This window comes from Pseudoalteromonas apostichopi (assembly GCF_030297135.1).
Taxonomy (GTDB): Bacteria; Pseudomonadota; Gammaproteobacteria; order Enterobacterales; family Alteromonadaceae; genus Pseudoalteromonas; species Pseudoalteromonas apostichopi.
The window spans coordinates 165,143-189,246 of sequence record NZ_AP028065.1 but is presented as its reverse complement, the minus strand read 5'-3'; the positions used below and the strand labels follow the sequence as shown (position 1 = coordinate 189,246).

The window sequence follows — 24,104 nt, the reverse complement described above, 5'->3', positions numbered from 1 at the left end:
TTCTATATTGTAAATTTATACTTACTTTAGGTAATTTCCAAATTTAACCTATACTTTTAACGGGCTTAACATATTGGGAATGCTAAATGGACCACTCTGATAACCGCCGAGATTTTCTTAAAACGTTAGGGGCTGGTGCTGTTGCATCAACACTTGCTTTCAAAGTCCCCTATGTATTCGCTAAAAGCACTCCTACTATTAGAGTGATGGGCACCCATGTTACGTTACAAGAAGAACTTAGGCAAAAAGCCATGCTTGAGCTGGGTATTAATATTGAGTTTACGCCAATGGGCAGTGCAGCTGTGTTGCAAAAAGCGGCTGCAGATCCAAGTAGCTTTGATTTATACGAGCAATGGTCAGATTCAATTAACATTTTATGGCAAGCTGGCGCTATTCAACCTATAGAAACTGAGCGGTTAAGGTATTGGCATGAAATTAACCCTCTTTCTAAAACAGGAAAAATTGCTCCTGACGCTAAATTAGGTGCTGGTGATTCACCTAATAAACTGCTTTATGTACAAGCAGATGGCACGCTTTCAACTACACCAACTAATGCAATTAGTTTCATGCCTTATGTGCATAACGTTGATTCCTTTGGTTACAACACACAGTTCATAGAAAAGGGTACCCCATACGAAACAGAGTCATGGTCTTGGTTACTCGACGAAAAGAATAAAGGCAAAGTAGCGCTAGTAAATGCACCAACTATCGGTATTTTTGATGCGGCATTGGCTGCCCAAGCGCAAGGCCTGATGACGTTTAAAGATATGGGAAATATGAGCATTAGTGAGATTGATCAGTTGTTCGCTATCTTGCAACATAAGAAACGAGAAGGTCACTTTGCTGGATTTTGGACTTCGGTGCCGCAATCTGTCGACTTCATGAAAATGAAACGAGTCACTATTCAAAGCATGTTTTCGCCAGGTGTTAGTGCATGTAAAGGCCAAGGTATTCCAGTTGTTTATGCTTCCCCCAAAGAAGGCTATCGTGCATGGCATGGGGTAATGTGTTTATCTGCCAATACCCAAGGGTATGTTAAAGATGCTGCCTATGAGTACATGAATTGGTGGCTGTCGGGCTATCCGGGAGCGTTTATCGCAAGGCAAGGGTATTACATTTCTAACCCTGAGCGCAGCAAGCCACTGATGTCAAAGCCTGAATGGCAATATTGGTACGAAGGGCAAGAAGCATCCACTGATTTACGAGGAACAGACGGAAAAATTTCGGTTCAAGCTGGTCAGGTACGTGATGGAGGTAGCTACATTAAGCGCTTTTCGAACATAGCAGTATGGAATACGGTTATGCCTAATTATGATTACAGTTTAGATAAATGGTATGAATTACTAAATTCATAAGGAAATACTTTGCTGACATTTATTTCTCGGTCATTAGCGGCCAAGGTGTTATTAGCGTTGACGCTAGTTTTACTTGCAATGGGAGCGAGTTACATTGTTCTGAGTAAACGGCTACAAAGCATTGAAGCTTCTATTAACGATATAAGCCGTATTAGTAACTATGCAGTTGGGATTTTGCGAATCAACAAGGATATTGTTGAAATGCAGCGAGATATCTCGGTTTATGGGGTTTCAGGAAGCAAAACAGTATTCAGTAAAATAATAGAAAACTTTAAAAGTATAAAAGTACGCTTAGAGAGTGTCGATTTAAAAAGTGACGAACTTGAAAACCAAGTTTACCTAGACTCGATGACACAGCTTATAACCAGGTATGGCGATAATTTGAGTGTGCTTGCTAAACGTTATGAGATAAAAAAAGAGCTTACCGACGACAAACTTCCGAATATTTATTTCCAAGCCATTAATTATCTAAACACCCTTAAATTAAACACTGCTTCAAGCGAAGAAAAGTTAGCTATCTCAGAGCAGCTGAACGTTTGGCATGAGTTACATCGAGATGCCTCATTGTTTCTTGCGAAAAAAGATTACTCAAAAAGAGCGGCGGTTAATAAAGCGCTTACTATCTTATCAAATAATAGACTATCAAATACTAAATATATTAAAAGTAGTGAACTGGCTACAGCGTATCAAGAAGTATTTTCCAAGGGAGTACAAGCTAATAGAAATTACTTGAGTTTAGTAAATGTTGTTATGGCTGGAGATGCAATTGAATTCAGTACGCTCGCAGATAAGTTGCGCGAGCAATCCTTGACTCGATTACAAAAAATAAAAAGAGAGGCGCAAGATATAGTAATAAAGGCAGATCAAACACTTCGTTTTCTTTCTATAGGTATACTGATTTATATCATCGGGCTAGCTGCATTTTTCCACTTACAAATAACTCACTCAATAAAGCGTTTAACGATTAGCTTTCAACACTTTTTAGGAGGTGACTTATCTGCTCCTATTTATGATTTAAATCGTAAAGACGAAATTGGTGTGCTTGCAACTGCCGCTGATAGATTCCGTATATTGAGCCAAGACCTTACAGAGGCAAAAACAACAGCAGAGCATACAACGAAAGTAAAATCAGAATTCCTTGCGAATATGAGTCATGAAATTCGCACTCCTATGAATGGTATTCTCGGGATGGCACGTCAATTGAGGCGCACCACGTTAACACCTGAGCAAGTGAAGATGCTAAATATCATTCAATCCTCAGGGTCTGGTTTATTAGTGATCATCAATGATATTTTAGATATTAGTAAGATTGAAGCTTCTAAGATTGAGCTAGAATCGATACCAGTGCATTTAAACTCTATGTTAGATGAGCTTATGCACTTATTTAAAGAGCAAGCTCAAAATAAACATATCAACTTCAATATCTCTATTGCCGAAGCACAGCAAGATTGTATTTTCTTTGCCGATGAAACCCGTTTAAAACAAGTGCTAATAAATCTATTAGGGAATGCGATTAAATTTACCGAAAAAGGAAGTGTTTCGCTTGATATAAGAATTAATCGAGGTCAGAGCGACGATCTAAAGATCAAATTCTCTGTGGTTGATACGGGAATTGGCATCGCGAAAGAAAATCTCAGCAAGCTTTTTGAAGCGTTTTCGCAAGCTGATACGTCAATTACACGGCGCTTCGGTGGCACAGGGCTTGGATTGGCTATATCAAGTAAATTACTAAATTTGATGGATGCTCCTTTGCATGTAGAAAGTGATTTAGGGCAGGGCTCTCACTTTTATTTTGAGTTAAAAACAACACAGGTTTTTGAGCAGTCTGAGTTTGAAGCCGCAAATATACAAGAAGCCGAAGAGGAACAGGCAGACTTTTCATCACTTAATGTACTTGTAGTCGAAGACAATGATATTAACCAGGTCGTTATCGAAGCCATGTTGAATGAGTTCGGGATAAGAACTATAAAAATAGCAGGGGATGGTGAGCAGGCCGTAGCGCTATGTAAGGAAAATAGTCAGCAAAACAACTTTGATATTATTTTTATGGATATGCAGATGCCTGTACTTGATGGCCCTCAAGCTACCGTATTGATTAGAAAAATCCCCGCTTATGAAGATACGCCCATTATTGCATTAACAGCCAATGTGCTTGAGGCGGATAAGCAGCGATGTTTTGCAGCGGGAATGAGTGATTTTATTGCTAAACCAATAGACTACCAATGTGTGAAAACAGTTTTATTCAAGTGGTGTTTTAATGAGAATGACCGCTCTGAAAAGCAATCAAATTAGTGAAAACCTAACAGGTTCGTTAGTCACGAGAGCAAAAAAAGAGTTATCTCTTTCGCGAATAAGCGCTTTGAGATAACTCTCTTGTAGCTAGTTAACTAGATAAATAAGATTTAAATAATTAAACAAGCTTAGCTAGAATGTCATTGAATGTTGAACTTGGACGCATTGCTTTAAATGCTAGCTCATCATTAGGTTGGTAATAACCACCTACACTCATAGCTGGACCTTGTGCATCGTTTAATTCATTAACGATTTGGTCTTTTTGAGACTCAAGATCAGCAGCAATTTGTGTGAACTGTGCTTTTAATTCCGCATCATCATTTTGTGCAGCAAGTTCTTGTGCCCAGAATAATGAAAGGAAGAAGTGCGAACCACGGTTATCAATCTCTTTCACTTTACGTGAAGGTGATTTGTTTTCAGCTAAGAATGTGCCTGTTGCTTTATCAAGTGTGTCAGCAAGCACTTGTGCTTTCTTGTTATCTGTATTAACCGCTAAATGCTCTAAAGAAGCAGCAAGGGCTAAGAACTCACCTAAAGAATCCCAACGTAAGTGATTTTCTTTTTCGAATTGTTGAACGTGCTTAGGCGCTGAACCACCTGCACCAGTTTCGAATAAACCGCCACCATTCATAAGTGGTACGATTGAAAGCATTTTAGCACTTGTACCAAGTTCAAGAATTGGGAATAAGTCAGTTAGGTAGTCGCGTAAAACGTTACCAGTTACTGAAATAGTGTCTTTACCTTCTTTGATACGCTCTAAAGAGAATTTAGTCGCTTCAACCGGCGCTAAGATATGGATTTCAAGACCATCAGTATCATGTTGTGGTAGATACGTGTTTACTTTTTTGATTAACTCAGCATCGTGTGCACGATTTTCGTCTAACCAGAAAACTGCCGGTGTGCTAGTTGCGCGAGCGCGGTTAACAGCAAGCTTAACCCAATCTTGGATTGGTGCGTCTTTTACCTGACACATACGCCAGATATCGCCTTGCTCAACAGCATGCTCTAGTAACGTTGTTCCAGCAGTATCAACAACACGGATAGTACCTGCAGCAGCTACTTCAAACGTTTTGTCATGTGAACCGTATTCTTCAGCTTTTTGTGCCATAAGACCAACGTTAGGTACGCTACCCATTGTTGTTGGATCGAATGCACCGTTTTCCTTACAGAAATCGATAGTTGCTTGGTAAACACCAGCGTAACAACGATCTGGAATTACAAAGCTTGTGTCTTGTAATTTACCTTCGCTATTCCACATTTGACCGCTAGAACGAATTGCAGCAGGCATTGATGCATCGATGATCACATCACTTGGCACGTGAAGGTTAGTAATACCACGATCAGAATCAACCATAGCGATAGCAGGGTTGTTTTCATAAACCGCTTGGATATCTGCTTCAATTTCAGCTTTTTTAGCTGCATCTAGGCTTTCGATTTTTGAGAATACATCGCCAAAGCCGTTGTTTACGTCAACATCTAGCTCTTTGAAAAGATCAGCGTGTTTTGTGAATACGTCTTTGAAGAAAACTTTTACAGCGTGACCGAAGATGATTGGGTCAGACACTTTCATCATAGTTGCTTTCATGTGTAATGAGAACAACACGCCTTTGTCTTTTGCTGTTTGAATTTCTTTAGCAAGGAAAGCTTGAAGCTTAGCTGCGCTCATGCATGAAGCATCAATTACTTCACCCGCTAGTAATGGTGTACTTGCTTTAAGAACTGTAATGTCACCATTTTTTGCAACATGCTCGATACGTACGTCAGTAGCTTCTGCAACAGTGACAGATTGCTCAGAACCGAAGAAGTCACCTTCTTCCATGCTTGCAACGTAAGATTGAGAATCTTTGCTCCATGCACCCATTGAATGTGGGTTGTTACGAGCATACTCTTTAACTGAACTAGGTGCACGACGGTCAGAGTTACCTTCACGAAGTACAGGGTTTACAGCAGAGCCTTTGATTTTGTCGTAAGTTGCTTTAACTTTCTTTTCTTCATCAGTTTTTGGCTCTGATGGGTAGTCTGGTAACGCGTAACCTTTTTCTTGTAACTCTTTGATTACTGCACGTAGCTGAGGGATAGAAGCACTGATATTAGGTAGTTTGATAATGTTAGCTTCAGGTGTTTTTGCCATTTCACCTAATTCAGCAAGTGCATCATCAATACGTTGATCTTCAGTTAAGTACTCAGGGAAGTTTGCAATTACACGACCCGCTAATGAAATATCGCGAGTTTCAACTTCAACACCAGCAGCGTTAGTGTACGCTTGGATGATTGGTAACAATGAATACGTCGCAAGAGCTGGCGCTTCATCTGTTTTAGTATAGATAATTTTTGATGTCATCATCATTCCTAGATAGTTGGCGTAATGTTTGGTAATGACTGCTAACAGTAACCCTTAATTAGCCATATTCAACAATGCAATAGATAGCTTTGAAATACCAAGCTTAAAATTAACTGCCTTGATAAAACAACAGCAAGCAGTCTGTTAGCTGTTGCAACTCAATACAAAGTATTAAAATAACCACAGCTGACAGACTGTAAAATTCTTATAGCTTAAATAAGCAAATTATGAAATTAGCCAAAAGCCTTACGTCAAAATGACGAAAAAGCTAAATTTAAGCAACAAGAGTGTAACAAGCTTGGCTCTAAAGGGCTAATAACAATTAAAGAATTGGGGTTAAGAAATGTAATTTCAAGAGAAGTGTAAGGATATATTTAAAGCAGAAGAGTAAGCGAGGAACTTAACAAGGTCTCTCGCTTGATACTCGAATAGGTTTTACCTAGGAGATTTCATCGTTAGGCGCAATATTCGTTGCGTGTAACCCTTTTGGACCTTGTTGCAATTCGAATGTTACATCTTGACCAGCTTTAAGTGTTTTATAACCGTCCATTACAATCGTTGAGTAATGAGCGAATATATCAGTCTCGCTGCCGTCTTCTACGATGAAGCCAAAACCTTTGGCATTATTGAACCATTTGACTTTTCCACAAGCCATACTTCTACATCCTTCTATAAGTTGACTAATTTAGTTATTCTAAACCGTGTAATTTGCTAGACTGACTAATGATTAATCAATCTATATTTGACTGTAGTTTATTTAGCCAGTCAGTCAAGTGTTTTAGACTATTTTTTAACAATTTATTTATTTTTTTATTCAAGTTTGCTTGAGTTCTAAAGACAAGACTATATTTAATTATGAGTGGCATGAAAGATTCTGGTGTTATTGAAACAGTTCGCGATAGTGAAAAGCAAAAATTGCAACCACCGCGAAAATATAAAGTCATTTTAAATAATGACGATTACACGCCTATGGACTTTGTGATAGAAGTACTAATGACGTTTTTTAATATGGATAGCGATAGAGCAACAGATGTGATGCTTCAAGTTCATCATAATGGTAAAGCAATATGCGGTGTGTACAGCGCTGATGTAGCTCATACCAAAGTTGAACAAGTCAATCGTTACGCACGAGACAACGAGCATCCACTGCTTTGTAGTTGTGAGCAGGAATAAATACCAAGGTGGGTGATCAATTAGCCCGTCACAACGGTATATAAATATTATCTCAGTAAGGGGTTGCCAATGCTAAACAAAGACTTAGAACTAACCTTGAATGCGGCGTTTCGCGAAGCGAGAACACGTCGTCATGAATTTATGACCGTCGAGCATCTTTTACTTGCACTGCTCGATAACCCTTCTGCTGGAGAAGCGTTAAACGCCTGTGGCGTTGATATGAGCGCATTAAAAGTTGAGTTATCAGATTTTATTGATGAAACAACACCGGTGATTCCTGATCTTGAAGAAGACAGAGAAACACAACCGACGTTAGGTTTTCAGCGTGTATTACAACGCGCTGTATTTCACGTGCAATCATCAGGGAAAAACGAAGTAACTGGTGTTAACGTGCTGGTTGCAATTTTTTCCGAGCAGGAAAGCCAAGCAGTTTATTTACTCAAAAAATCAGACATTAATCGTTTAGATATTGTTAACTTTATTTCACATGGTATTTCTAAAGCAGATGATGATATCGGTGGTGAAGACCATGATGATATTCATGATGAAGTACAAGAAGTACAAGGTGAAGAACCGACTAAGCTTGAAAACTTTACCACTAACCTGAATCAGCAAGCTATTGATGGCAATATTGATCCTTTAGTGGGTCGTGACAACGAAGTTGAACGTACGGTGCAAGTTTTATGTCGCCGTAAGAAAAATAATCCACTATTGGTTGGTGAAGCTGGGGTGGGTAAAACAGCGATTGCTGAAGGCCTTGCTTATCGTATTGTGAACAAGGAAGTACCTGAAGTGATTGCTGATGCAGTAGTTTACTCACTGGACATGGGTGCATTATTAGCGGGGACCAAATATCGTGGTGATTTTGAAAAACGCTTTAAATCACTATTAAAAGAGTTACAAGCTAAACCAGGTTCAATTTTATTCATTGATGAAATTCATACCATTATTGGTGCCGGTGCGGCATCGGGTGGCGTAATGGATGCATCAAACTTAATCAAGCCACTACTTTCAAGTGGTAAGCTACGCTGCATGGGGTCGACAACTTACAACGAGTTTAAGAACATCTTTGAAAAAGACCGTGCTTTAGTTCGTCGATTCCAAAAAATTGATGTGCTTGAACCAAGTGTTGCTGATACCACTAAAATTCTTAACGGCTTAAAAGAGCGTTATGAAGAACATCACGGTATTCGTTATACACAAAAAGCTTTAAAAGCCGCAGCAGAACTGAGTGCTAAATACATTAATGAACGTCATCTACCTGATAAGGCAATTGATGTCATCGATGAAGCAGGAGCTAATCAGCGTCTACAGCCTGTATCGAAGCGTAAGAAAACCATTGGTGTGGCTGATATTGAACTAATTGTGTCAAAAATGGCTCGTATTCCACAACAAAGCGTTTCTTCAAGTGATAAAGAAACACTGAAAAACCTTGACCGCAACCTGAAGATGCTGGTGTTTGGTCAAGATCAGTCAATCGATGCGCTCACTTCGGCAATACGTTTATCGCGTTCTGGTCTTGCGAACGAAGATAAACCGGTTGGTTCATTCTTGTTCGCTGGCCCAACAGGGGTTGGTAAAACAGAAGTTACTAAACAGCTTGCTAAGTGTATGGGTGTTGAGTTTATTCGCTTTGATATGTCTGAATATGTTGAAAGGCACGCGGTAAGTCGACTAATCGGTGCACCTCCAGGTTATGTTGGTTTTGAACAAGGTGGTTTACTTACTGAAGCTGTGATCAAAAACCCACATGCAGTTGTACTATTGGATGAGATAGAAAAAGCGCACTCAGATATTTATAATATTCTGTTGCAAGTAATGGATCATGGAACACTGACAGACAATAATGGCCGTAAAGCCGATTTCAGAAATGTGGTTGTAGTGATGACAACCAATGCAGGTGTTCAGGAAACAGTTCGTAAGTCGATTGGTTTCACTGAGCAAGATCACTCTCACGATGCAATGACTGAAATCAATAAAGTGTTTTCACCTGAATTTAGAAACCGTTTAGATAACATTATTTGGTTTAATCACCTTGAAAAAGAAGTTATTTTGCAAGTGGTTGATAAGTTTATTGTCGAATTGCAAGCACAACTTGATAAGAAATCAGTTAATCTTGAGCTAACTTCAAAAGCAAGAGAGTGGTTGGCTGACAAAGGCTATGATAAAGCTATGGGCGCGCGTCCAATGGCCCGTGTTATTCAAGATGAGCTTAAAAAGCCTCTAGCAAATGCAATTTTGTTTGGTGAGTTAGCTGATGGTGGTTCGGTTAAGGTATCGGTCAAAGATAAAAAAATTCATTTTGATTTTGAGACCAACCTAGAAACTGCTTAGCCTAATAAGTTAAGTACAAACAAAAAGCCCAGCTAATGCTGGGCTTTTTGTTTATTAAATGGAATTAAAACTAAGTTAGTTTTAACACCATTTAACAAACGCTTTTAGCTCTTTGTAATAAACACACCTGCTCATTCAAAGCAGCAAAAAGCTAAATCTCTCGTTAACGCACTAACTTAGCGAGCACGGAATACGATGCGACCTTTCGATAAATCGTAAGGAGTCATTTCTACGGTTACTTTGTCGCCAGTTAAGATGCGGATGTAGTTTTTTCGCATTTTACCAGAGATATGAGCCACAACAACGTGACCATTTTCTAGCTCAACTCGGAACATTGTATTTGGTAAAGTATCAAGGACCGTACCTTGCATTTCGATTACGTCTTCTTTCGCCATGTTTAGCGTAACACCTCTTTAATAGTTAAACGCTGCAGATTTTGCCGAAAATACTGCAATAAGTAAAGCTACAGGGCTCATTTTTGTAAATTAAATCGCCAACCACTGATCGCCAATGTGCTTTTGTGCAGGCAAAAATTGGGTTTTATATTTCATTTTATTGCATTCGTCGATTTGGTAACCCAAATAGACGAATTGTTTTGCTTGCTGTTTTGCAAATTTAATTTGCTCCATGATCATGATGCTACCAATACTGTACTGCTCATAATCAGGATCAAAAAATGTATAAATCGCAGAGACTGAGTTGCTCATACAGTCGGTTACAGCAACGGCAACTAACTTATCATCATCCCGTAACTCTATAAAAATTACAGGTAGCCATTGGCAAAACAAAAAGCTTTCGTACTGATTTTGATCAGGTGGAAACATAGAACCATCTTGGTGTCTTTGCGTGATATACTTGCAATATAACGGGTAGTACTCAGCCCGTTCATAATCACTGTAGCTTACAGTAAATATTTTTTTTGCTTTGTTTAGTTTACGTTTTTGTGATTTAGATGGAGTAAATTGCTGGGCTAATACGCGTACTGAGTTGCAAGCCTTACAAACAGGGCAATGAGGACGGTATATTTGGTCACCACTGCGCCTAAATCCCAATGCTAATAATTGCTCAAATTTATCAGGGCAATAACAACTTGGGTCAAGAATAACAAGTAGTTGCTCCTGACGGTCTGGTAAATAGCTGCAATCAAATTGCTGGCTTAAACCAAGCCTAGCGGGTAAGTGCTCAGTCATAAATATTAATCAACTCTTGTGGTTGCCACATATGTCTTTTAGGCACAAAACTGTGCGCTAATTTAAGTCTAGTTAAAAATTCCCTGCGTGGGATAACTTTTGCACCTAAAGTGATTAAATAAGGGTTTTCTAATTGGCAATCAATAAAATGAGCTTGGTGTTTCTTAAGCCAATTAACTAATGCCCACATTGCCAGTTTCGAACCATTACTGACTTCATGAAACATTGATTCACCACAAAATATACCTTTTTGCATGATGCCATACAGGCCAGCAACTAATTTATCTTCATGCCAAATTTCAAGGCTATGAGCGATACCTTGATGGTGTGCTTCGATATAGGCATGCATCATTTGCTCAGTGATCCAAGTTCCTTCTGCATCGATACGCTGTTCACGACAAGCATTGATAACGTGCGCAAATGCGTGATTAACAGTGACACGCACAGGAAAACGCTTTAAATACTTTTTTAAACTGCGGCTAACATGAAATTCATCGAGCTCAAGAATACCGCGCATACTAGGCGACCACCACATAATGGGTTCATAATCACTAAACCAAGGGAAAACACCTGTATTGTAGGCTCTTTGGATACGCTCAACTGATAGGTCACCCCCAATCGCCAACAGGCCATCAGGCTCATCAAGGGCTAATTCTGGATCTGGAAAATCAACTGTCTCGGGCGAGAGTTGGTAAAGTTGCTTGATCATATCAGCGTTATCGTTGTTATTTGTTCTAATTTTAACAAAATTTTAGTTATAAAAAAGGGGCTGTTTTTGCAACAGCCCCAGTAATTAGTGTTTTAGATCAACTAATTTATAGGTTATCTAAGAAACGTTCAGCATCAAGCGCAGCCATACAGCCAGTACCTGCTGATGTGATTGCTTGACGGTAAATGTGATCTGACACGTCACCTGCAGCAAATACTCCTGGTACGCTTGTTTGCGTTGCGTTGCCGTTTAAGCCCGACTGAACTACTAAATAGCCGTCTTTCATTTCTAGCTGACCTTCAAACATGTCGGTATTTGGCTTATGGCCAATTGCAATGAATACACCCGCAAGATCTAGATTTTCTGTTTCTTCAGAATCAGTTGCTTTAATACGAATGCCAGTTACGCCCATTTCATCACCAAGCACTTCATCTAAAGTGCGGTTGTAATGTAAAACAACGTTACCGTTTTCTGCTTTTTCTTTTAAACGATCAGCTAAGATCTTTTCACTGCGGAAGCTATCACGACGGTGAATAACGTGAACCTCATCAGCAATGTTTGATAAATAAAGCGCTTCTTCAACAGCTGTGTTACCACCACCTACAACCGCTACTTTTTGACCGCGGTAGAAGAAACCATCACAGGTTGCACAAGCAGAAACACCACGACCTTGGAAGTTAGTTTCTGATTCTAAACCTAAGTATTTAGCAGATGCGCCTGTCGCGATAATTAATGCATCACAAGTATATGTGCCAGAGTCACCAGTTAAAGTGAAAGGGCGTTTTGATACATCAACTTTGTTGATATGATCAAAGACAATCTCAGTTTCGAAACGTTCAGCATGCTCTTTCATACGATCCATTAATGCAGGACCCGTTAAGCCGTGTGCATCGCCTGGCCAGTTTTCAACTTCAGTCGTCGTAGTCAACTGACCACCTTGTTGAATACCAGTGATAAGGACAGGGTTTAGGTTAGCTCGTGCTGCGTATACCGCTGCTGTGTAGCCCGCAGGGCCAGAACCTAAGATTAATAGTTTACAGTGTTTTGCGTCACTCATGTTTTTTCCTAAAAACGTTTCAATACGATGTCTATGCGCCCGATTCTAAGAAAAACAAGGCGGATGTAAACAAAAGCCCTGATTATTTTTTTAGTCAAATCGCTAAGCTGTCAAATAATCCTTACTTATTATAATTTAAATAGCTCTTTTTGCTCACAAAATGGTCTAATTGCCAATTGTTATGCATTCAAAGTACGGTAATTCATGACCAAGCAATAATTTTTTGATATGTTTTAGCTAATTTTGATATTAGCTCGTGCTATGAGCTAACTAAACGAACAGGCAATTATGGTATTTTGGCAGGAAAAGCCCGCTTTTGGGCTGACTACACAAGACGTACAAGTCTTAACCAATGCAAAAGAGTATCGCACTGAACTATTACGTTTAATTGGTTCAGCAAAAAACAGGATTTATATTACCGCATTGTATCTTCAAGACGATGAAGCGGGGCGCGAAATATTAACTGCGTTACATCAGGCATCACTTACTAATCCTGATTTAGAAGTAAAAGTGTTGGTTGATTTCCATCGTGCCCAACGTGGTTTGATTGGAGCAGCTAAATCTGATGGCAATGCCAGCATGTATTGTGATTTTCAAGAGCAGTATCAGTCAAATGTGGAAGTATATGGTGTACCTGTAAAGGCAAAAGAGCTTTTCGGGGTTCTGCATTTAAAAGGCTTTGTAATTGACGATACATTATTATACAGCGGTGCAAGCTTAAATAATGTGTACCTTCAGCAAGATGAGCGTTATCGTTTAGATCGCTATTTTTTAGTTCATCAAGCTGGATTATGCAATTCGGTCATTGAATTTATTGAAACTCATCTTTTAAGTTCTGTTGCGGTACCACGCATTGATATGCGCCCACTCGTAAAATTTAACGATATTAAAGTCGCGCAGAAGCAATTGATGCGCGACCTTAAATCGGCAAGTTACGCAAGCGCCGCAGAAGCAAGTGCTGGTGAGCTTGGTGTCCGATTGTTCTTAGGTTTAGGGCGCCGTAGCAATAAGCTGAATCGTTTAATCAAATCGTTATTTGATACCACAGAACAAGAGCTTGTTCTCTATACCCCTTACTTTAACTTTCCTGCACCTTTAATGCGGTCATTACGACGTTTATTAAAACAAGGCAAGCAAGTGACTATTGTCGTAGGTGATAAAACCGCGAATGATTTTTATCTGCCACCAAGTGAGCCGTTTAGTAAAATTGGTGCATTACCATATTTATACGAAACGATTTTATATAAGTTTTTAAAGTCTCAGAAACGACATATCAGTAACGGCAATTTGAATGTCTATCTTTGGAAGCATGAAAGTAACTCTTTCCACTTAAAAGGAATTTGTTCTGATAAACGTTTACACTTGCTTAGTGGGCATAATTTAAACCCACGTGCATGGGGCTTAGATATTGAAAATGGTATTTTAATCGACGACCCTAAACAGCATATCCTTAAGCAAATAGAGAATGAAAAACAAGCTATTTTGAAACATTGCCGCCGCTTAACAGGTCCGCAAGATTTAGAAACGATGGATGATTACCCAGCACCGGTTAAAAAACTATTAGGTCAGGCAAAACGTGTAAAAGTTGATTTTATTATCAAGCGTTTTATTTAGGGCGTGTTGACCTTTGTAGATTAAAATTTGTTCTCTCTAGGGGCGATTTAATCGCCTTTAGGAAGACCCCGGACGGCAGAGCGCGTTTGACATTGATACTGCGTTATCGCCTATTTTTGTGGAACGATCACACTATATGAGTTCTGTCTTGCCTAAATATAAAAAAAGCAGCGAAATGCTGCTTTTTTTATATTTAGTTATTAGCTTACTTTTGTTGGGCATCTAAAGATTTACCGTTAACCTCTTTTGAGTCATCGCTCATCAAGTATAGGTAAGTTGGCATTAAATCTTCAGGTGTTGCTAATTTATCTCTATCTTCACCAGGGTAAGCAGAAGCACGCATTGATGTACGGGTAGCACCTGGATTAATACAGTTAACACGAATATTGGTTTTACCTACTTCACAAGCCCAAGTTTGCATCATACCTTCAACAGCAAATTTTGATATAGCATAAGCACCCCAATGTTCACGGCCTTGGCGGCCTACACCTGACGAAGTAAAAATAACAGATGCACTTGGTGATTTGCGAAGCAGTGGGAACATAAATTTAGTGATCATAGCTTGCGCAGTTACGTTAACCTTCATAATATTTTCGAAGGTTGAAACGCAGAAGTGCTCAAGCGGACCTAATGATCCTAAAATACCTGCGTTATTTAATAAGCCATCTAACTTACCGAACTGCATTTCAATGGTTGCCGCTAAGTCTCGGTAGTTTTGTTTAGTCGCACCTTTTAAATCCATCGGTACGATAGCAGGTTGTGGATATCCTGCATTTACGATCTCATCATATACACATTCTAGTTTATTTGTTGTTTTCCCGAGTAAAATAACAGTGGCACCATGCTTAGCATAAGTTAATGCGGCAACACGGCCAATGCCATCACCGGCACCTGTTATTAAAATTACTTTGTCTTTTAGCGCATTCTCTGCGGCTTTGTAAGTATGCATAAACGTACCATTGATTAGATTTTTCGCCATTTTACCATAGCAAAAAGCCAAGTTATCGAATTTATTGCAAATTAAGGTGGCGAAAATCGAAACTTTACGTTAACTTTAACTGGTCTAATGTCTTATTAATATTCCAATTACATTAAATTAACTTAGAATAATGGTAGTAGAATAACTACTTTTTACCTTGAACACACAATAACAATAAGATTTGCGCGGAGCGAAATTATGAAAAAACTGCTACTTTCACTAGCCATTGCGTCAGCCATTACTGGCTGTGGTGGAGGGGAAACATTAGAAGATGTAAAAAATGATAATCCACCTGTTCTCCCAACCGCGACAGTAAAATTTGACCCAGCAAATAGTGTGATCTCAGTACCAAATGATTTATTAATGAGTGGTACTCTTGATGGCACTTTAAACATGCCAGGTGAATTAGATGACAACAATGTTAGTGTTGAACGTGCAGCGTATGCTGATCCACAACTTGCACTTGGCGCACTTGATGGTTGGTCAACACAAACTCCGTTTAAAATCGATTTAACTTTTCCTGCGGGTATCTCACTTGATACGGCATCTGCTGCTTCTCCTGGTGCAGTACGTATATTTGAAGTAATTATGGGCGCAAGCCAAACAGATGAAACTTGTTCGCAAGTGCCCGCGGGTATTGCCTGTAAATTGGTGTCTGAATTAACCTTTGGTGTTGATTTTATTACTCAAGGTTCTGGCGATGCTGTGGCTGTGGTCCCACTTAAACCGTTCAAAGCTGGTAGTACCTATATTAACGTTTTAACAACGTCATTAATGGACTCTGTAGGACGTTCAATTGAGCCTTCTTCAACTTACGCGTTAGTGAGCGAAGAGACAGCACTTATCACTGATTCACAGAAGTCACTTCAAGCGGTTATCAATAGCTATGAAGATGCAGTGACATCAGGTGGTGCAATCACAAAAGATGAAATTATCTATTCAGCAGCGATGACAATGCAGTCAGCAGGTCAAGTCCTTGGTACAGTTAAGCAACTCCTAGCAGCGAGTCTTTCACAACCAGCCTTGCCGACACCTATGGTTCAAATTCCTGAGCAACCGGTTATTACAGTCGAGCAAGTATTTGCATCGCAAGGTATTACAGGTGTTTCACCCGTTTTTGGTGGGGTGCAATATCAGAAAGGTAGCGTGATGTTACCTATGTATTTAGCAACTCCTACAGGTAAAACGGTTGATGATTTATCTGCGACTTATTGGCAAGGGCTTTGTGACAGTGGTGTTGCTGTTTTAGGCTATGCAGCTGCAGCGGGTGATTCATTCCCAACCGATCCTATTAGCGAAACTGATGGCCTTTGTATGGCGTTAAGTGGAGGCAAGTTACGTGATTTAGGCTTAGATCAAACAAAACACTTAACTAAGTACAACACAATTCCAAAAACACAAAGCATTGCTAATGTGCCAGTACAAATTACTAAACCAATTTTACCTGTTATTAATGCAGTGCGAGCTCAGCTTGGCTTAGACGCATTGAGCATGCCTGAGACAGGCTGGCCTGTTGTTATTCTTCAGCACGGCATTACTTCTAAAAAAGAAGATATGCTAGCAATTACAGCGCAATTAACAATGCAAGGTTTTGCAACGGCTGCAATCGATCACCCAATGCATGGTGAGCGTGGCGTAGATGTAGACGGTGACGGTACTGACGACTTTAATGCCTCTACAGGTTCTGTACTAAGTTACATGAATTTACAGTCTTTATTGGTAGCTCGTGATAGTTTACGTCAGTCTGTAGCTGATTTGCTTGGTTTGCGTTTAGGCTTGAACTTTACTGGTGCTGCTGATTTAAATGCGCAAGATGTATCATTCTTAGGACATTCATTAGGCTCTGTTGTTGCACCAGCTTTTGTTGCTGTGACTAATGCACCTTTAGCAGCTCAAGTTGACCCAATGTTCAACGTTAAAAGTGTAGCTCTTGCCAGTGGTGGCGGTGGTATTGCAAACTTCTTGATTGAATCAAATACATTTGGTCCTTTTGTACAAGGTTCTGTATTACTTGCGGCTGGTACTGCAGAGTCAGCAGAGTTTGGCGCTTATACTCAAAATGAAGCATTATCTAACTGTGGTTCACTTGCTTCAAATCAAACAGCTTATGTTACATGTGCTTATAAAGAGTACATAGGTTCGTTAACAGTAGCTGGTGAAACCGAAAAATTAGCTAACATTCAAAGTGTGGTAACTCAGTTTGCATTTGCAGCTCAAACAGCGCTTGATAGTGGCGACCCTTCTAACTATGCAGCATCAGTTGCAGCTCTTGGCACACCAGTTTACATGAGTGTAGTTGTCGGTGATGGTGCGAACAATAATGCTGATATGGTTATTCCACCAATGGTAGCGAGTAATCCAATTGCAGGTAGTTTACCTCTTGCTAATCTAATGGGTTTAACAACAGTTGCACAAACACAAGGCCCAACAGCGGACGCAATGAGCTATGTTGTTAAATTTACCAAAGGTCACCACAGCTCAGTCTTAACACCTGTTGCTACACCTGACTCAGGCGCAACGGCCGAAGAAAGTGCTGCAGCAACGGCTGAAATGCAATTGCAAATCGCGACTTTCTTAGCAAGCCGTGGTCAGTATCTTCAGGTTACAAACTCAGATGTTGTCACTGAATAAACGAAACCTTGTTAATTAAGTAATAACCAATTAAGTAAAAAGCCACTTCATGTGGCTTTTTTTTGCTTTAAAGCGTGGTAAATTGTGGCGAATCATTAATAAATGGAGAGTTTGATTGGAATTTTTATACGAATATGGGTTATTTTTTGCCAAGACCCTCACATTTGTCATCGCAATTGCAGTGATTGTTGCCATTATTATGGGCGCTGCAGTGAAACCCAAAGCTAAAAAAGGTGAGATAACAATTGATGACTTAAGTGAACAACTTGACGATTTAAAGCAAAGTTTTATTGAAAACACCCTTTCAAAGAAAGAGCTTAAAGCACACCACAAGCAGCAAAAACTCGAGGCAAAAAAACAGCAAAGCGACGAGCCAAAAGCGCGCTTATATGTCATAGATTTTAACGGCAGTGTTGATGCTCATGAAGTAGAAAGCCTAAGAGAAGAAATTACGGCTATTTTAACTATTGCTGATAAAGAAAAAGATCGCGTGCTTATTCGTCTAGAAAGTGGTGGTGGTGTGGTTCACGGTTATGGTCTTGCAGCATCACAGTTACAGCGCTTACGTAATGCCGAAATTCATTTAACTGTTGCCATAGATAAAGTAGCAGCCAGTGGAGGGTATATGATGGCGTGTGTTGCCAATGAGATTGTCGCAGCACCATTTGCAATTGTAGGCTCAATCGGTGTTATTGCGCAAATTCCTAACTTTAATAAAATCTTGAAAAAGAATGATGTGGATTTTGAGCAAATCACAGCGGGTGAGTACAAACGTACTTTAACTATCTTTGGTGAAAATACCGATAAAGGTCGTGAAAAATTCAAAGAAGAAATTGAACAAACTCACGATTTATTTAAATCCTTTGTTAGTAAGCAGCGTCCATCTCTTGATATTGATACTGTTGCTACAGGTGAGCACTGGTTTGCAACTCAAGCGTTTGATAAAGGCTTAGTTGACAAGATTGATACCAGTGATGACATTTTATTGAGCCAAGCTAAAGAGCGCCAAATCTTTAAAGTGAAATACCGTATTAAGAAAAATTTAAGTGACAAATTAGCTATAGGTTTAAGTTCGGGTGTAAGTAAAGCGGGTGTGAGTTTAATGTCTCGCTTAAAAGGCTTAAACCCTTAGGTTGTGCTAAATATAAAATTAAAATAAAAAACCCGCTGTTCAAGCGGGTTTTTTACTTATAAATAGCCAGTAAATAATTACTTAATCGATTTATGGTAGTCTTCTAAATCTTTAGCGGCATTTGGGTCGTTAAATACATCTTCATCAAATTCCCCTTCAGATTTCGCAACTACACAAGTCACCATACAGTCACCAGTAACGTTGACAGCAGTACGTGTCATATCAAGTAAACGGTCTACACCAATAATGATAGCAATACCTTCTACAGGTAAGCCTACTTGGTTTAACACCATCGCTAACATAATAAGACCAACACCAGGCACACCAGCAGTACCTACAGATGCAAGTGTTGCGGTTAAAATAACCATTAAGTAATCTGAAATTGTTAAATCAACAGAAAATACTTGTGCAATGAATACGGTAGCAACACCTTGCATAATTGCTGTGCCGTCCATGTTAATGGTTGCACCTAAAGGCACGGTAAATGAGGCAACTGAATTATGTGCGCCTAATTTTTTGCTAGCAGTTTCTAAGGTAATAGGCATGGTTGCACTTGAGCTTGATGTGCTAAATGCAAATAGGCAGGCATTTTTCATTTTCTTTAAAAACGTAATAGGGTTAAGACCTGTAAACATTTTTAACAACACACTGTAGTTAACAATACCGTGGAAGAGTAGGGCAAAAACAACTACACCAAAGTACAATGCAAGGCTCTTTATTAGTTTTAAATCTATAGTAGTAAATAGTTTTGCCATTAAAAAGAAAACACCATAGGGTGCAATATTCATAAGCAAAGTAACTAGTTTTAGAATAACGGTATTTAAGTCTTCAAATACATTTGCTACTCGTTGACCCGCTTTACCACTAAGCGCCATCGCTACGCCAAATAATAATGCAAAAACAATAACCTGTAGCATATTACCGCTTGCCATTGCATCAATAGGGTTTGTCGGGAACATACTAATGATAACTTGTGCGAGAGTTGGCGCTTCTTTTGCACTGTAATTAGCATCTGAAGGTAGATTGATACCTTCTCCTGGATTTACCAATAACGCTAAGGTAATAGCAACGGTAATAGCGATTGCAGTAGTCGCTAAATAAAGCAAAATTGATTTACCACCTAAACGTCCTAATTTCTTGGGGTCGCTTAAGCTGCAAGTACCACAGACTAATGATACAAAAACCAGTGGTACCACAAGCATTTTCAAGCTTGCGATAAATATTTGACCACCAACATGGAAAATTCCATCAACGAAAAATGCTTTAATTGGTAAAGAGAATAACCCTAGTGGAATAAGGAAATCGTCTTCACCCGCTAAAATGGCTTGAAAGATAAAACCAACGATTACACCCAGTACCATACCTACCATGATACGAGATGTAAGGCTTAAAGATCGTACTTTTGACATACACCCAGTCTATTTTTTTATAAATTTTGCCATAGACTACCAGCATGAAGATTTTTATACAGAAAAATTCGATAAATAGTTAAAGAATTTCGTTGCCTTTAAAGGAAAAAAATTATGATCTTCGTTTAATTTTTAGGTTAATATTAGGTAAATATATAAATAATTTTAAAATAGCTAACTAGGGAGAGGTCAATGCCTTTATTGCGATGGCTAAGTATTATAGTTTTCAGCTCATTGTTAGTTGCCTGTGGCGGCGGTGGGTCATTAGAGAATGATAGTGGTTCACTTGGTGGTGGGGATGGTACAACCGATAACCCAAGTTTTGTCGTTGCTGTTCAAGGTTTCGTAAAGGACACAGATCAAGAATCGAGCTCAGTAACATCTGATACACCATTAACTATATTAGCTTCTCTGACCAGTAATGGTGATGCGGTTTCAAGTGAAGTTATAAGCTTTAGTTTAGATGGTGACATTGGCTTGCTTGACCCTGTTTCTGGAACTGCTCTGACTAATGCTGGTGGTGTCGCGTCAATTACACTAACTGCGGGTGATACTGCGGGTGCAGGGATTATTACTGCTACTTATGTTGTTGGTGATGAAACATTCAGTGATACCTTTGGCTTTACATCAGATGGCTCTGAAACAGATGACTCAAGTGTTAGTGGCAGTATTACTCTTGATGTGTCAATTTTAGACAGCACAGGCTCGCCATTTACAGTTGAAAACCCTGTTAGCAAAGATAATAAAGGGACAGTTACTGCAACCTTATTAGAAGAAGAACAGCCTTTACAGGGGCAGCTAATTTCTTTTACAACAAATTATACAGGCAAAATCACTCCTGTATTAGGCACTGCATTAACTGATGCAAATGGTGAAGCTTCAGTAACGTTAAGCAGTGGTGATTCTAAAGGGGCTGGTCAAGTTGTTGCTACATACACGGATGAAAGCGGTAACACAATCACTAAAATTGCAGGCTTTATTTCAAATGGTGATGATGCCCCTGTTGAAAGTGCCGAAGCGGAACTTGATATCAAGCTGTTACAAGGGTGCGCAACTAACTGGGAGGCTAATCGTAATACAACATCACTTGAAACAACTTACCTAGCTTCAGGATGTAGTGTCGTAAATCAGTTTTCATCTGACGAACTCATCGACGTTATGGTAAAAGTAACTGATACAAGTTCGGGTGATGGTATCGACGGTATTATCGCTGAGCTTTCGACTGATCTTGGCGCTTTATTACCAGAATCAGGAAAAGCGCTTACTGACAACTTTGGTTTTGCAATTTTAAAACTACAACCTGGCGCAAATAGTGGTGCAGGTGAAGTATCTGTAACTGCTAAATCGGTGACTGCATCGAAAGCATTCGAAATTGCAACTGCTGAGTTAAGTGTAGAAATTTCAAATGGCTTATATAACAAGTTAGATGACGCCGGTAATGTAATTGATGACGAATTTGTGCCACTTGCAGCGGGTGCAACAACGGTTATTACAGTTAGTATTTATGATGCTGACGGTGAGCTGTTTGTAACGCCATTAGATGTTGAGTTTACATCTGGTTGCGTTGAATCTGACCTCGCTGTTATGGATGACACCGCAACGAGTATTAGCGGTATTGCAACTGCAACATATAGAAGTAACGGCTGTAACACAACACAAGGTGATACGGTCACAGCAACAGTCCTTACCGGGGGAACACCAAAAGTTGTTTCAGTGAATGTGCCAGTATCGGCCGCAGCTGTAAGTTCGATTGAGTTTGTTGAAGCTACCGAGAATGTAATTGCACTAAAAGGGACTGGTGGTGTATCTCGCAAAGAAATTAGTCAACTTACATTTAAGTTAACTGACGAAATTGGTAATACGGCAAAACAAAAGCGATTAGATTTTCGTTTGAGCTCGACTAATGGTGGCATTTCACTTTCTGAAGTAACTGATGCGACAGGTTATTCGCATGCAAGTGTCTCTACAGATTCAGAGGGCTTAGCAAGAATTCAAGTTAATTCAGGCTTTGTACCTCAAGCTGTTCGCGTACAAGCATGCTACATACCAGATGAACTGATTCCTGAAAACCAAAACGATAATGTAACTTGTTGGAAAGAGCTTTATGACGAATGCCTTCTTGATGAATCTGAGCGAGATAACAATGTTTCATGTCCAACAGGTCAGCTTTCTTTAGTTTCATTAGATGAGCAAGTAACAACCGTATCTGATCTTGTTTCAATTAGTTCAGGTTTACCTGATGGTAATAGTTTTACGGCTGCCCCAACAAACTTTAATGTCGAAGCATTAAATTATAACGGTGATCTTGAGGAAATTAACGTTTATCTTGCAGATCATTTTAATAATCCTGTACCTGATGGCACATCTGTATATTTAACAACAGAAGGCGGTGCTATAGGAACAATTGATGGCACAGAGTTTAACCCTCAGCTTGAGTGTAATACAGTTGATGGACAATGTGTTGCCCAGTGGCGTTCACAAAATCCAAAACCATTTACAGAAGCTAAGTGGGGTAACAGAATCAACAGCATTAATCCAAAAACTGATGCAATTAACTGTGATCTTTACTTTGGAGCCGCAGCCCCTTGTATGGCAGGTATTTTAAACGCTGCATTCAATGAAAATGGCGTACCGCTAGGAGGCCGTGCCACAGTACTTGTAACTGCAAAAGGTCAAGAGTCATTCATCGACATTAATGGTAACGGCCGTTTTGACACCAACGAGTATTACAGTGGCTATGACCTGACAGAAGCATTTATCGATCATAATGAAAATGGTTTTTATGATGGTTTAGCAGCAATTTACGACCCAGTTACTGCATCAGTGACAAAGGCTGCTGAAAATTGTCAAGAAGGTGCTACTGATGATCCGTGTAGTCCAGAAAATACGAATGCCGGACACTTCGAAGAAAGCTGGGATATTGACCTTAATGGCATGCATACACTAGCGGATGGAAAATATAATGGTTTAGTATGTAAGTCAGAGGCAACAACGCCAACAGATGGTGATACTTTTGAAAGCCTATGTACTAAAGAATTAGTTGATATTCGAGATTCGTTTGAAATTATTATGTCTGGTAGTACTGCGTACAGTCGATTTGTAGTTACAAAAAATGAGCTGCGTAGTCGATTTGCAGCTGCTCTTGCTGAAACGACTGAAGATGATCCTACAGTTTTCACAGATAATGCAATGCAACTAGCGCAAGATATCGAAGAATGTAATAACATTTACCGCCAAGCTGATACACAATCTGGGGCAATTATTCTAAGTTTAGAGCCAACAGATAATACAGATTACTGTGATGTTGGTTCGATTAACATAACTACTGCAGATTCAGGTAATCAATTAGCCGCATTAACTTTTGCAGTTTATTACTCTGATATTTTTAATAATCCAATGCCTGCAGGGACTAGTGTTTCAGTAACTGCAGATAATGGAGAATACAGCGGCACTGATGGCTTTGAGCTTCGAAATTCAGCTGCGACAGCAGCGTTTGGAGAAGTTTTATCAATAAGTCGAGAGTCAGAAGGAAATGATAAAACTGAAGGCTTTTTAACTGTTGAATTTACAACTGGAAAAGGCAACATTTCAACTGCTCGAATTGCAATTACTGATGATGGCTAATAAGTAGTTATTTGTTTAAATTTAAAAAAATGCCAACCAGAAGGTTGGCATTTTTGTTGCTGTTCTATATATTCCCCTTGAAATTACCGCAAAACGCCACATTGACTAAATTAGCAACAAAAATTGTTTAATTATTCAGTCAATGAAGAAAAGTTTCGATTAAAAGCTTGTAACAATTGGTGTTTGTAGATATACCTATAAATATTCGTGCTCCAATGTTAAAAATCATACTTATTTGTTTAATGTGATGGATATACATTTATA

Annotated in this window: 16 protein-coding genes; 8 read left to right on the top strand and 8 right to left on the bottom strand. The window is 39.3% G+C overall.

Translation table 11 applies throughout. The features are described from left to right. Nucleotides 1-86: 86 nt before the first annotated feature. Nucleotides 87-1,355, top strand: coding sequence for an ABC transporter substrate-binding protein (locus QUE86_RS00780; RefSeq protein ID WP_256854893.1), 1,269 nt, complete (start codon nucleotides 87-89; stop codon nucleotides 1,353-1,355). Nucleotides 1,356-1,364: 9 nt separating this feature from the next. Further along, nucleotides 1,365-3,647 (top strand): ATP-binding protein, encoded by a 2,283-nt coding sequence (locus tag QUE86_RS00775; protein WP_286258630.1) that lies wholly within the window; start codon nucleotides 1,365-1,367, stop codon nucleotides 3,645-3,647. Between the two features lie 118 nt (nucleotides 3,648-3,765). Here QUE86_RS00775 and QUE86_RS00770 read toward each other — a convergent pair whose 3' ends face one another. Both QUE86_RS00770 and cspD read right to left on the bottom strand, forming a co-directional pair. Then, complete coding sequence (locus QUE86_RS00770) at nucleotides 3,766-5,988, bottom strand: NADP-dependent isocitrate dehydrogenase (RefSeq protein WP_286258628.1); 2,223 nt, start codon at nucleotides 5,986-5,988, stop codon at nucleotides 3,766-3,768. A gap of 439 nt (nucleotides 5,989-6,427) precedes the next feature. Continuing rightward, nucleotides 6,428-6,643: a cold shock domain-containing protein CspD gene (cspD, locus tag QUE86_RS00765; protein WP_036968098.1), complete on the bottom strand. Its 216-nt coding sequence runs from the start codon at nucleotides 6,641-6,643 to the stop codon at nucleotides 6,428-6,430. Between the two features lie 209 nt (nucleotides 6,644-6,852). Here cspD and clpS point away from each other — a divergent pair, with 209 nt between their 5' ends. Together clpS and clpA are read left to right on the top strand one after the other, a co-directional pair. Beyond that, complete coding sequence (gene clpS / locus QUE86_RS00760) at nucleotides 6,853-7,161, top strand: ATP-dependent Clp protease adapter ClpS (RefSeq protein WP_175580379.1); 309 nt, start codon at nucleotides 6,853-6,855, stop codon at nucleotides 7,159-7,161. A 69-nt stretch (nucleotides 7,162-7,230) separates the two neighbouring features. After that, nucleotides 7,231-9,495, top strand: coding sequence for an ATP-dependent Clp protease ATP-binding subunit ClpA (gene clpA, locus QUE86_RS00755; RefSeq protein WP_130051325.1), 2,265 nt, complete (start codon nucleotides 7,231-7,233; stop codon nucleotides 9,493-9,495). Between the two features lie 176 nt (nucleotides 9,496-9,671). Here the strand turns inward: clpA and infA are convergent, their stop codons facing one another. The 4 genes from infA to trxB form a co-directional block, all read right to left on the bottom strand. Further along, the gene (infA, locus tag QUE86_RS00750; protein ID WP_002962494.1) at nucleotides 9,672-9,890 is read right to left on the bottom strand and encodes a translation initiation factor IF-1; all 219 of its coding nucleotides are present in this window, start codon (nucleotides 9,888-9,890) and stop codon (nucleotides 9,672-9,674) included. A gap of 90 nt (nucleotides 9,891-9,980) precedes the next feature. Continuing rightward, complete coding sequence (locus tag QUE86_RS00745) at nucleotides 9,981-10,685, bottom strand: arginyltransferase (protein ID WP_250660968.1); 705 nt, start codon at nucleotides 10,683-10,685, stop codon at nucleotides 9,981-9,983. Beyond that, on the bottom strand, nucleotides 10,678-11,394 hold the full coding sequence (gene aat / locus QUE86_RS00740; RefSeq protein WP_286258625.1) for a leucyl/phenylalanyl-tRNA--protein transferase: 717 nt from the start codon (nucleotides 11,392-11,394) through the stop codon (nucleotides 10,678-10,680). Before aat ends, QUE86_RS00745 begins: the two co-directional genes overlap by 8 nt. 106 nt (nucleotides 11,395-11,500) lie before the next feature. Further along, nucleotides 11,501-12,451, bottom strand: coding sequence for a thioredoxin-disulfide reductase (gene trxB, locus QUE86_RS00735; protein WP_054551466.1), 951 nt, complete (start codon nucleotides 12,449-12,451; stop codon nucleotides 11,501-11,503). 288 nt (nucleotides 12,452-12,739) lie between these two features. Between trxB and pssA the strand changes: the two genes are divergently transcribed. Beyond that, the gene (pssA, locus tag QUE86_RS00730) at nucleotides 12,740-14,065 is read left to right on the top strand and encodes a CDP-diacylglycerol--serine O-phosphatidyltransferase (RefSeq protein ID WP_167657838.1); all 1,326 of its coding nucleotides are present in this window, start codon (nucleotides 12,740-12,742) and stop codon (nucleotides 14,063-14,065) included. 205 nt (nucleotides 14,066-14,270) lie between these two features. Here pssA and QUE86_RS00725 read toward each other — a convergent pair whose 3' ends face one another. Then, nucleotides 14,271-15,014, bottom strand: coding sequence for a YciK family oxidoreductase (locus QUE86_RS00725; RefSeq protein ID WP_167657869.1), 744 nt, complete (start codon nucleotides 15,012-15,014; stop codon nucleotides 14,271-14,273). A gap of 228 nt (nucleotides 15,015-15,242) precedes the next feature. On the opposite strand from QUE86_RS00725, the gene QUE86_RS00720 reads away from it, so the two are divergent. Together QUE86_RS00720 and sohB are read left to right on the top strand one after the other, a co-directional pair. Further along, nucleotides 15,243-17,675 carry a VolA/Pla-1 family phospholipase gene (locus QUE86_RS00720; protein ID WP_286258621.1) on the top strand — a complete coding sequence of 811 codons (2,433 nt, stop codon included), beginning with the start codon at nucleotides 15,243-15,245 and terminating at the stop codon, nucleotides 17,673-17,675. Nucleotides 17,676-17,790: 115 nt separating this feature from the next. Beyond that, a complete protein-coding gene (gene sohB, locus QUE86_RS00715) occupies nucleotides 17,791-18,807 on the top strand; it encodes a protease SohB (protein WP_286258620.1) in 1,017 nt (338 codons plus the stop codon). Nucleotides 18,808-18,884: 77 nt separating this feature from the next. Here sohB and QUE86_RS00710 read toward each other — a convergent pair whose 3' ends face one another. Further along, nucleotides 18,885-20,216 (bottom strand): dicarboxylate/amino acid:cation symporter, encoded by a 1,332-nt coding sequence (locus QUE86_RS00710; protein WP_178927047.1) that lies wholly within the window; start codon nucleotides 20,214-20,216, stop codon nucleotides 18,885-18,887. A 192-nt stretch (nucleotides 20,217-20,408) separates the two neighbouring features. Between QUE86_RS00710 and QUE86_RS00705 the strand changes: the two genes are divergently transcribed. Next, complete coding sequence (locus QUE86_RS00705) at nucleotides 20,409-23,840, top strand: Ig-like domain-containing protein (RefSeq protein WP_286258619.1); 3,432 nt, start codon at nucleotides 20,409-20,411, stop codon at nucleotides 23,838-23,840. Nucleotides 23,841-24,104: the final 264 nt, after the last annotated feature.